This window comes from Pseudomonas maumuensis, assembly GCF_019139675.1.
Taxonomy (GTDB): Bacteria; Pseudomonadota; Gammaproteobacteria; order Pseudomonadales; family Pseudomonadaceae; genus Aquipseudomonas; species Aquipseudomonas maumuensis.
On record NZ_CP077077.1, the window covers coordinates 2,937,197 to 2,947,783 of the forward strand.

Annotated in this window: 9 protein-coding genes; all 9 read left to right on the plus strand. The window is 65.3% G+C overall.

The window, feature by feature from the left end; genetic code table 11:
- The first annotated feature begins 34 nt into the window (after window positions 1-34).
- The 9 genes from KSS90_RS13285 (at window position 35) to KSS90_RS13325 (ending at window position 10,567) form a co-directional block, all read left to right on the plus strand.
- Window positions 35-919, plus strand: a complete 885-nt coding sequence (locus KSS90_RS13285) for a TatD family hydrolase (RefSeq protein WP_217865914.1) — start codon at window positions 35-37, stop codon at window positions 917-919.
- A complete protein-coding gene (gene eboE / locus KSS90_RS13290) occupies window positions 916-2,148 on the plus strand; it encodes a metabolite traffic protein EboE (protein ID WP_217865915.1) in 1,233 nt (410 codons plus the stop codon). Before KSS90_RS13285 ends, eboE begins: the two co-directional genes overlap by 4 nt.
- A complete protein-coding gene (locus KSS90_RS13295; RefSeq protein ID WP_217865916.1) occupies window positions 2,138-3,583 on the plus strand; it encodes an alkaline phosphatase family protein in 1,446 nt (481 codons plus the stop codon). The genes eboE and KSS90_RS13295 overlap by 11 nt, the downstream gene beginning before the upstream one ends.
- Window positions 3,562-4,704, plus strand: coding sequence for a hypothetical protein (locus tag KSS90_RS13300; protein WP_217865917.1), 1,143 nt, complete (start codon window positions 3,562-3,564; stop codon window positions 4,702-4,704). The genes KSS90_RS13295 and KSS90_RS13300 overlap by 22 nt, the downstream gene beginning before the upstream one ends.
- A gap of 10 nt (window positions 4,705-4,714) precedes the next feature.
- Entirely contained in the window at window positions 4,715-7,102 is a 2,388-nt protein-coding gene (locus tag KSS90_RS13305; protein ID WP_217865918.1) for an Ig-like domain-containing protein, read from the plus strand.
- Window positions 7,103-7,211: 109 nt separating this feature from the next.
- Window positions 7,212-8,291, plus strand: a complete 1,080-nt coding sequence (locus tag KSS90_RS13310) for a hypothetical protein (RefSeq protein ID WP_217865919.1) — start codon at window positions 7,212-7,214, stop codon at window positions 8,289-8,291.
- Window positions 8,292-8,352: 61 nt separating this feature from the next.
- Window positions 8,353-8,871 carry a GNAT family N-acetyltransferase gene (locus tag KSS90_RS13315; RefSeq protein ID WP_217865920.1) on the plus strand — a complete coding sequence of 173 codons (519 nt, stop codon included), beginning with the start codon at window positions 8,353-8,355 and terminating at the stop codon, window positions 8,869-8,871.
- Window positions 8,872-8,874: 3 nt separating this feature from the next.
- The gene (locus KSS90_RS13320; RefSeq protein WP_217865921.1) at window positions 8,875-9,909 is read left to right on the plus strand and encodes a GSCFA domain-containing protein; all 1,035 of its coding nucleotides are present in this window, start codon (window positions 8,875-8,877) and stop codon (window positions 9,907-9,909) included.
- Complete coding sequence (locus KSS90_RS13325) at window positions 9,878-10,567, plus strand: hypothetical protein (RefSeq protein ID WP_225933077.1); 690 nt, start codon at window positions 9,878-9,880, stop codon at window positions 10,565-10,567. The genes KSS90_RS13320 and KSS90_RS13325 overlap by 32 nt, the downstream gene beginning before the upstream one ends.
- Window positions 10,568-10,587: the final 20 nt, after the last annotated feature.

Sequence of the window (10,587 nt, forward strand, 5' to 3'; positions counted from 1 at the left end):
CCCGACGATGCCTTCTCCCTGACGAGGATTCACCATGCCCAAATACTTCGACCCGCATATCCATATGGTCAGCCGCACCACCGACGACTACCAGAACATGGCTGCCGCCGGCATCACCGGGGTGATCGAGCCCGCGTTTTGGCAGGGCCAGGCCAGGACCAGCCTCGGCAGCTTCGTCGACTACTTCGACACCCTGCTGGGTTGGGAGCGCTTTCGTGCCAGCATGTTCGGTATCCATCATTTCTGCACCATCGGCCTGAACCCCAAGGAAGCCAACGATCTGTCGATCGCCAACGAGGTGCTGGAGATTCTGCCGCGCTACCTGGTCAAGGACGGCGTGGTGGCCGTGGGTGAAATCGGCTATGACGACATCACCCCCGAAGAAGACCGCTTTCTCGCCGCGCAGCTTGAATTGGCCAGGCAATTCAACCTACCGGTGCTGGTACACACGCCGCACCGCGACAAGATCGGCGGCACCAAACGCACCCTGGCGGTGATCCGCGAAGTCGGCATCGCCGAACACTTGGTGATCATCGACCACCTCAACGAGCTGACCTTGCCGCTGGTGCTCGACAGCGATTGCTGGCGCGGCCACTCCATCTACCCCAACACCAAGATGTCCGAGCAGCGCATGGTCGCGCTGCTCAAGGAGTACGGCACCGAGAAGATGGTGGTCAACAGCGCCGCCGACTGGGGCATCAGTGACCCGCTCAAGGTACCCAAGACCGGCCAGGCGATGCTCGCCGCAGGCTTCAGCGAAGCCCAGGTCGAACAGGTGCTGTTCCACAACCCGGTGGATTTCTTTGCCCAGAGTGGCCAGCTGGACAAGGCCCTGGTCAGCACCCCGCTGCCCATCGACCAGCGTCGCCAGTGGCAGGAAAACTCGGCCCTGCGCGGCCAGGATCCGGTGGTCAAATGAGCGCTGGCCGGGGTTGGACCGCCACGCAGCTCGGCTACTGCGGCAATGTGCATCCGGCCCCTGACCTGGCGGCGCTGCGTGATTCGATAGCACAGCACTTCCAAGGCGTACGCCGGCTGCGCGGCCTCGACGAGCAAGACAGCGGGCTGTGGATCAGCGCCCACGCCGCTTGCGAGTTGCGCGAAGCGCCGGCACGGCAGGCGTTTCTCGACCTGCTGCGCCGCAGCGGGCTACGCCTGACCTCGCTCAACGGCTTCCCTTATGGACAATTCCATGAGGGCGCGGTGAAGGCCGCCGTCTACCTGCCCAGTTGGGCCGAGCCGCAACGGCTGGCGTACAGCCTGGACCTGGCGCGGCTGCTGGCCGAGGCCCTGCCGCCGGAGTGCGGGCAAGGGGTGATTTCCAGCGTGCCGCTGGGCTACGCCGCCCACTGGAGCCCGACGCTGCAGCAGCGTGCCGAGGAACAGCTGCGCCAGCTCACCACGGCGCTGGCCCGGCTGCACCAGGAAACCGGCAAGAAGATCATGATCTGCCTGGAAATGGAGCCGGACTGCGTACTGCAGAGCACCGACCAGGCCATCGCCTTCTTCCACCACTGGCAAGCCAGCGACCCTAACCATGAGTACCTGGCACTGTGCTACGACGTCTGCCACCAGGCGGTGATGTTCGAGGACTGCCGGCAGTCCCTGGAGAAACTGCGCCAGGCCGGCGTACACATCGGCAAGATCCAGCTGTCCAATGCGATGATCTGCCGCCTGCCGGCCCAGGACTTGCGCCGTTGCGCCCAGGTACTCGAGGTGCTCGGCGGCTTTGCCGAAGCCACCTATCTGCACCAGGTGCAGGCGCGCGACAGCCAAGGCCACCTGTGCGCCTGGGCGGACCTGCCGGCTGCGCTCGCGGCCTGCTTGGCGGAGCCCGGGCGCTACCGAGAATTGCGGGTTCACTTCCACATCCCGCTGTTCAGCGAACACCTGCTGCTGCCGGAGCTCGGCGCCAGCCAGGTCGCCCTGGCACAGACCTTCGACTTTCTCGCCGCGCACGAGGACATCCGCCCCGTGCTGGAAGTGGAAACCTACAGCTGGGGCGTTCTGCCTGCGCAACTGCGACCCACCACCGCCGCTGCCCAGCAACAGGGCATCAGCGACGAATTGCGTTGGGTCGAGGAGCAGTTGCGCCAGCGTCGCCTGCTGCAACCCCACGCACAGGAGGTGTGTGCCGATGCCGTCTGAACAACCCCGCCAACCGCTGCTGCTGATCAACGTGGTCGGGCTGACCCCGGCACTGCTCGGCGCGGCCACGCCGCACATCAACAAGCTGCTGCGCACAGCCAGAATGGCCAGCCTGCAACCGGTGTTCCCCGCCGTTACCTCCACGGTGCAGGCCTCGGTCCTCACCGGCCTGCCGCCGGCCGGGCACGGCATCGTCGGCAATGGCTGGTACTTCCGTGACCAGGCCGAAGTGCGCTTCTGGCTGCAACCCAACGCCCTGGTCCAGGGCGAGAAGGTCTGGCAGACGCTCAAGCGCGAACTGCCGGGCTTTCGCTGCAGCCAGTTGTTCTGGTGGTACAACATGTACGCCGACGTCGATGCCGCCATCACCCCGCGACCGCACTATCCAGCCGATGGCCGCAAGCTGTTCGGCCTGTACTCGTCCCCGGCAAACCTGCATGCGCGGATCGAAGAGCAGATCGGCGCGTTTCCGTTCCCGGCGTTCTGGGGGCCGGCCGCCGGCATCGCCTCCAGTCGCTGGATCGTCGATTGCGCCATCGCCGAGTTCCAGCTCGATCGCCCGGACCTGCAGCTGATCTACCTGCCTCACCTCGACTATTGCCTGCAACGGCTGGGGCCTGACCATCCATCGATCGCCGACGAGGTACGGGCCATCGACCACGAGGTCGGCCGCCTGCTGCGCTTCGCCGAGGTACAGGGCGCAGCGGTGATGCTGCTGTCGGAGTACGGCATCGAAGCGGTCAGCCAGTCGGTGTCGATCAATCGCCTGCTGCGCGCCGAAGGCCTGCTGCAGGTGCGCCAGTCACTGACCTGGGAGTTGCTCGACCCCGGCGCCAGCGAGGCCTTCGCCGTCGTCGACCACCAGATTGCCCATGTCTACGTCCGTCAAGCCCGCGACATCCCTCGGGTCAAAGCCCTGTTGCAAGGCCAGCCCGGCATCGAACGGGTACTGGACAAGGCCGAGCAGCAGGCCTGGCAGCTGGACCACGCGCGCAGTGGCGAACTGGTCGCCGTGGCCGCCGCCGATCACTGGTTCGACTATCACTACTGGCTCGACGAGCGCAAGGCACCGGACTTCGCCCGCACCGTGGACATCCACCGCAAGCCCGGCTACGACCCGCTGGAGCTGTTCATCGACCCCGCCATCCGTTTTCCCAAGCTGAAAGTGGCGCGGCGCCTGCTGCAGAAGAAGCTCGGCTTTCGCTACTACATGGACCTGATCCCGCTCGACACCTCGATGGTCCGTGGCAGCCACGGTCGCCTGCCCGCCAGCGCGCAGGTCGGCCCGCTACTCATCACCAATTGTGATCTGCCGTTGCCGGGCAACTTGCCGACGACAGCAGTGAAGCAACTGCTCCTGCAGCATTTTCTGGGGCACTCATACACCGACCTGGCCAAAGCCAAGGAGCTTACATGCGGCGAGCCATCTCAATAACCGTCCTCAGCGCACTGGCCGGACTGGCCCAGGCCGAGGGCACCACCCCCTTCGATTGCAACCAGTTCATGCAGTTTGGCGGCAACGTCGACCAGGCCCGGCAGACCTTCGCCCAAGGGCCGGAAAGCCTGAGCTGGAACTGGTTCGTCTGCCTGAACCAGCCGGTCGAGTCGAACAGCCCCAACCGGGTCTGGGAAACCCTCAAACCCTCGGACCAGGTCTACCTGAGCAATGGCGCCGCGCCGCTGCCCTGGGGCCAGAGCGAGCCGGTGCCGGCCGCGGTGTTGCAGGCGGCCCAGGCCCAGGGCCTGAACCCCGACCGCACGTTCCACAACCTCAACGCCGTGCAGCAGGTGGACGGCCTGATCCTGGAGATGGGCGGCGCGGTACCCACCGCGCAACAGGGGCAACCGGTGCGCTTCCAGCTGTTGATGGGCGAGGACACTTTCAACTACATCGTGCAAAAGCAGGTGTACAACGTGAACGGCCAGGCCGCCTTGACCAGCAACCTAGCCTTTCCCTCCACTGCCTGGGAGCTCAAGGCCGCCTGGCTATGGATCGGCAACGACCCGGATTATCAGCAGCAACTGCAAGGCGATGGCTACTACATCGCCCAGGCCTATTACCAGCAAGACAATGGCCAGTACCAAGTCGGCTACGCCGCGCTCAGTGGCCTGCACGTGGTCAACAAGCTGAACCCGAAATGGGTGTGGACCACCTTCGAGAATCGCAACAACGGAAAGTACACCGTGACCAACGCGATTCCCCCGACCCCGATGAGCAACAGCACCGGGCCGACGCCGGCAGCGCAGACCGCCAACGCCACCTTCCAGGCCATGTACCCGGCGCTGGCGCAATACGAGCTGATCGGCACCCAGTCCGAGACCAATCCGACGCTGCTGGCCAACTCCCAGCTCGAGTCGGCCTTCCAGAGCCAGTCTTCGTGCTTCGCCTGCCATGGCACGGCGGCCTACTCCAAGACCAAGGGCTATTTCAATTTCGCCCAGAAGCAGCAGGGCGGGATTGTCTATCCGACTGCCGAAGTGCCGGCGTCCGAGTTCGCCGGGTACAACAAACTGGACTTTGTCTGGTCGCTGAAACGCGCCCAGTGGCAACGCTAAGGAGCATGACATGAGCGTACTGAACTTCCCGCGCATCTATCTCGGCGGCCATATGTTCTGGAGCCCGCCGACCGCCAACAACAACGACATGTTCCCGCTCTACGACGCCTCGCAGATGCGCCTGAACTGGCGTTTCCTCGAGTACTACGGGATCAACCCGGCGAATGCCAGCAGCAAGTTGATGCCATGGGTCATCGCTCCGCAGGTGCTGCTCGAAGCGCCAACCTATGTGACCCAGGTGCCGGGCAACGTCTCGCAGAATCCCAGCGTGATGATCCCCGGCGAGTGGAACCTGTTCGGCGACAACGCCTGCGGCACCGTCAACTACACGCCGGCAGACCCCACGATCCCGGCGACCGCCTCGGTCATCACCGGCGGCGAGCTGCCCGGTGGCGGCTACGTCAGCCAGGATCCGCTGATCAACCAGACCTACAACCTGCTCGGCAACCCGTTCGGCAGTGACGCCCCCACCCCGGCGCGCTTCGTCGATGTCAGCCCCTGGCAGAACACCTTCACCGCGCTGTATTTCGACCGACTGGTACTCGGCGACGCCCAGTGCGGCCTGACGCTCAAGCGCGAGCACCGCATGCTCGACCGTTTCCTCAACTTCAACTGGGCGACCCTCGGTGGCCTGATCTATGTGACCACCACCTGGCAGACTTGCTTCCCCAAAGAGAACCTGAGCTGGGCCCTCGGCAACTCGCAACTGCTGCAGAACCTGCAGCAACAGATGGAGCAGCAGAAGGCCAAAGGGCTGATGTTCCGCTTCTCTACCTACCTGACCTGCTACGACATGAACGGCATCTTCAACGACCAACCTCCCATCGTCACCCACACCGTCGACCCGAAGATCCTGGCCGATGTGCAGGCGATGTACCAGAAAGGCCTGGACAATGTCGGCAGCATCTTCTTCAACCCCGCCTACAGCCGCAGCGCCGGCACCCTGGGCCTGTGGTTCGACGACGAGTTCCCCACGGCACCGGCCGGGCGGCGGCTGGTCCCTGCTAATCCGGTACAGTTGCAGAAGGACGGCGTGGACTTCAAGACCATGACATTGGGCGTGATCTCGGCGCAGGTGCATGACGACACCCTGTCACTGGATCTGCTCAACGGGTTCCCCAGCTATGCGCTCGACGAGAAAGCCAAGATTCCGCTGCCGGCGAAGTTCGACGCCGGCAGCTACCAGCTGGGGATACGCCAGGGCGAGCAGTTCACGCCGTTGGCCAGTTTCGGCTACGACGACTATCAGCAGGCGGCCTTCGACAAACGCTCGGGGATCCTCGACCTGCCGTTGAGCGCCGAGGCACAGAAACAGCTGCAAAGCGGAGCGCTGGAGCTGCAGCAGCAAGGCACCACGCCGGTGAAGGCGGCGACCCAGCAGATGTGGACCGCCGAAGTGGTCGAGAGCGCCAGTTTCATCGACGTCGGCGACAGCAAGACCTTGCAGATCATGGTGCAGTATGACGGCTTGCCCGCGCCGGCCGGCACCGTGCTGACGGTGGCCGAGTACAACAATGCCTACATGATGTGCACCACCGACTACTACCTGGCGTTCAGCAACCCGGCCGACTTCACGCTGTTCCTGGAAGACCCAGACAATCCTGCCAACAACACCCCCAATCTGCCGCAGTTCGTCGGTACCCCGTCGCTCACTCGCCAGCTGAGCGAAGGCACGGGCCGTAGGCTCACGGCGGTCCACCCCGCCGGCCCGACCACCGACATGAAAGCGGTGAGCTACCAGCAGTACCTGCCCACGCCAGGTTCGGTGGCCCTGAGCCCCAGCCTGGCATTCGCCAACCCCATCCAGGGCCAGGGCACACTGAAGGATGAGCCGAAGGGCAACGTGCAGTTCAGCACCACGCAGATCACCACCGACGCCAACGGGATTGCCCTGCTGACCGTCAAGGCCGTGGCGCCGGGCTTCCCGACCTTGCGCTTCTTCGTGCATGAGGACAAGCAGCCGCCGCAGGTCCCGTTCAGCTTCAAATTGATGCAAACCTACACCGACTTCCTCGCGCCGCTGCGCGTGTTGCCGCAGGAGCCGGAGATACAGCAGGCGTTCGTCGATGCCTGGAACCTGGTCTATAAGCAGCAGAACGCCGGCCAGTTGATCTGGGAAAGCTTCATCTACCCGTTCATCCTGCAGCCGTTCTTCTACATGTACCCGATCATGAACAAGTACATGCCGCTGAACTCCCTGGCACGCATAGAAGGCGCGGTCGACCAGCTCATCGTGCTGATCAGCAAGGAGTACCAGGAGGAAAGCACCCTGGCGATGCCCATCACCCGCGACATGCCGCAAAGCCGCCGGGCGGTGCTGGAGCTCTGGGCCCAGGCCCTGGTGAAACGCAACTACCCACCCATCGAGCTCAGCATGAGCGACTACCCGCAAGGCTGACCGGCAGGACTGCCGGGTGACGAGGCTGTCACCCGGCGCACTGCACAGGCGTGCTCGCCTGCAATGCTGGCGAGCATTGGCAACCGCCCTCGTCCAAGGAGAGACGTGCATGCACTTCCCCATTCATGTGTCACCGCACCCACGCCAAACGCTGTGCCCCAGCACAATCATCGCCGAGGGTCTGCTGAACCCACGCGGCGCCTGTCTGCAAGCCGATGGCAGTCTGCTGCTGGCCGAAGCAGGCTCGGGCCTGCCCGAGCGGCCTTTCAGCGGCCGAATCAGCCGACTGCGACCGGATCCGACCTCACCCGGCGCCTACCTGCCCCGGGAAACCCTGGCACAGGGCTTTCGCGCCATGAACATGCAAGCGCGCATGTTGCGCGACGAAATCATGGGGTTGTCGGACATCGCCTGCGGTGACGGCCGCTGCCTGGCCAGCCAGACCGACTATGTCGAGGGCTCAAGGTTGCTCGACCTGCAGTTCGACCCGCCCGAGCCGGTGTTCCACAGCCGCGGCAACCTCAACGCACTGTGCTTTCACCCAACCCGGCGCAGTTGGCTGGCGGTCAAGCCCGATAGCAACCAGTTGGTGGAGTTCGTCGATGGCCAGCAGGAGCGCGTGCTGGCGCAGTTGCCCGAACTGGAGCAAGGCCAGGAGGCCGTGCCCGTCACACTGGTGCATGAACCCAACACGGACGCGGTGCTGATCAGTCTGTTCTCCGGCGAGCTGCACGGTGACCCGCTGCGCAAGGGCATAGACTTTGCCGACAGGGCCGGACGGGTCATCCGGGTCTGGCCAGCCGATGGACGCATCGAGGTGGTTGTCCAGGGGTTGCAACTGCCCACCGGCCTGGCCCTGGACCGCAACGGCAACCTGCTGGTGCTGGAGCTCTGCGACAGCGTGCAGCAACCTTTGACGCCTGACTGGCAAGGCGAACCGCGGCATGGCGGCTTCACCCGTTTCTCAGGCAGGCTCCTGCACTGCAACCTGCAGACCGAGCAGGTGACGGTGCTTGCCCAAGGCCTGGATACGCCGTCCAACCTGTGCCTGGTACAGGATGGGGTGTTGGTCAGCGAAGGCATGGGGCTGCTGGGGCGGGCACTGCCCACGCCAGAGGGCGAGGTGGTGCCGTTGGCTGGCAGCGTGCGCTGGGTGGGGCTTCAAGACGGCATACAGCCAAAGCCTTGAACATTCCCGGCGTCCGGCGTAAAAAACTCCCTGCCCTCCCCAATCCCGCAAGGAGCACCGGATGCTGGAGCTGCACACCGAGCGCCTCTACCTGCGCCCCCTGAACGAAGCCGATTGGCCACTGTTCCTGAGGCTCCATCGCGAGCCTGACACCATGCGCCATGTATTCGACGAACTGCCGGAAAGCGAAGTGCGCCGTGGTTTCGAACACCGCCTGCCGCAGTGGTCGCCCGAAGCGGAACATTGGCTGTGCCTGGTGATGGTCGACAAGGCCAGTGGCTGCGACGTCGGCGTCACCGGCCTGCGCGTGCTGCGCCCCGGCCACGCCGAGGTCGGCTACCTGCTGCTGCCGCAATGGCACGGCAAGGGCCTGGGCAGCGAGTCGCTGCGGGCCATCCTGGCATTCGCTGCCGACAAAGGCCTGGGTTCGCTGGAGGCCACGGTCACCGACGGCAACGACGGCTCCTGCCGGCTCCTGGAAAAGTGCGGTTTCACCCTCGCCCGCCGTGTGCCCCAGGCCTACCTGCTGCGCAATACGTTGCACGACGACCTCATCTACACCCTCGACCTGCGCGGATAGCCCATGAACCCCTATCAATGCCTGCCGCCCCGCGCCTTCTGGCGCACGGCGATCGCCGAGCGGCCCGCCGAACAGGTCGGCGAGTTGTGGTCGCCCGCCTTCGGGATCGACGCCAAGGATGCCATCGTCACCGCCGGTTCCTGTTTTGCCCAGCACATCGGCCATGCACTGGTGGCCCGGGAAATGAACTGGCTGGATGCCGAGCCAGCCCCGGCCGACTTGCCCGAGGACCAGCGCAAGGCACGCCAGTACGGGGTGTTCTCGTTCCGCACGGGCAACCTCTATACCCCAGCCATGCTGCGCCAGTGGCTGCAATGGGCGCTGGACGATCAGCCCCAGCCTGGCGAGACCTGGGCGCATGACGGACGCTACTTCGACCCGTTCCGCCCCACCGTTGAGCCCGCCGGTTTCGCCAGCGAGCAGGCGTTGTTCGCCTCGCGCCAGGCAACCCTGGCGGCGATCCGCCTGGCGGTGCGCCGCGCCAAGGTGTTCGTCTTCACCCTGGGCCTGACCGAGGCCTGGGTCCACCGCGACACCGGCGTGGTCTATCCGCTGTGCCCCGGCACCGTGCGCGGCGAGTTCGACCCGCGGATCCACCAGTTCCGCAACTTCGGCTTCACCGACACCTGCCAGGCCATGACCGAGGCCATCGCGCTGATGCGCGCGGTGAACCCAAGCCTGCGCCTGTTGCTCACCGTCTCGCCGGTGCCGCTGACCGCCAGCGCCACCGGCGAGCACGTGCTCAGCGCCACAACCTATTCCAAGTCGGTGCTGCGCGCCGTGGCCGGCCAGTTGTGCCAGGACCTGCCCGAGGTGGACTACTTCCCGTCCTACGAGATCATCACCGGCACCCCATTCAAGGGCGCCTTCTACCAGCCCAACCAGCGCGAGGTGACGCCCGAGGGCGTAGCCTTCGTGATGCGCCAGTTCTTCGCCGGCCTGGCCGCCGAGGCCGCGCCCGCGGCAAGCGTCGCCACCCCGTCCGTAACCTGTGAGGACCTTGTCTGTGAAGACGCCAGGCTCGACTACTACGCCTAGTTTCCTGCTGCTGGGCGATTCCCATGTCGCGGTGGTCGGCCTGGCCGCCAAGGCGCGGGGGCTGGCGTTCGGTGGTGGGCCGCTAGGTGCCGGGCGCGATTTCGGCGTGGATTTCTTCAGCCTGGCGGCGGACGACGTGGCAATGCGCGACGCCGAGCTGGAGCAACTGTATCGCCAGGCCCTCTCCCAGCTCGACGCTCCCTGCCTTGGGCGGATCCCCGGCCCGCTGGTGTGCAGCATAGGCCTGAGCCTGCACTACCTGGCCACCACCCAGAACTGGCTGTGCTACCAGGGCCTGGATGGCGAGTTCGATCCCGGTTTCCTCGACGGGCCGCTGTTCGCCACGATCATCGACACCCTGTCGCGCCCCGCCCTGGCGTTCTACGAGCAGGCGCTGGCCCTGGGCGTCAAGGTGTACGCCGTGCTGCCACCGCAACGGGTGCCGCCGATGGCCGACCGCCGGGTGTTCATGGCCGCGCAGGCGCTGCTGATGGAGCGCCTGCGCGGGCTGGGCGTGGAGCTGGTCGATGTGCGCGCAGCCGCCAATGACGACCGGGGGCTGCAGCGGGTCGAGTTCTGTGAAGTCGATGATCCGCTGCATGGCAACCTGGCCTTTGGCGAGCTGGTGCTCGATCAGTTGTTGTGGCAGATGGCCTAGGCACTGGGGGTTCGCCGCTG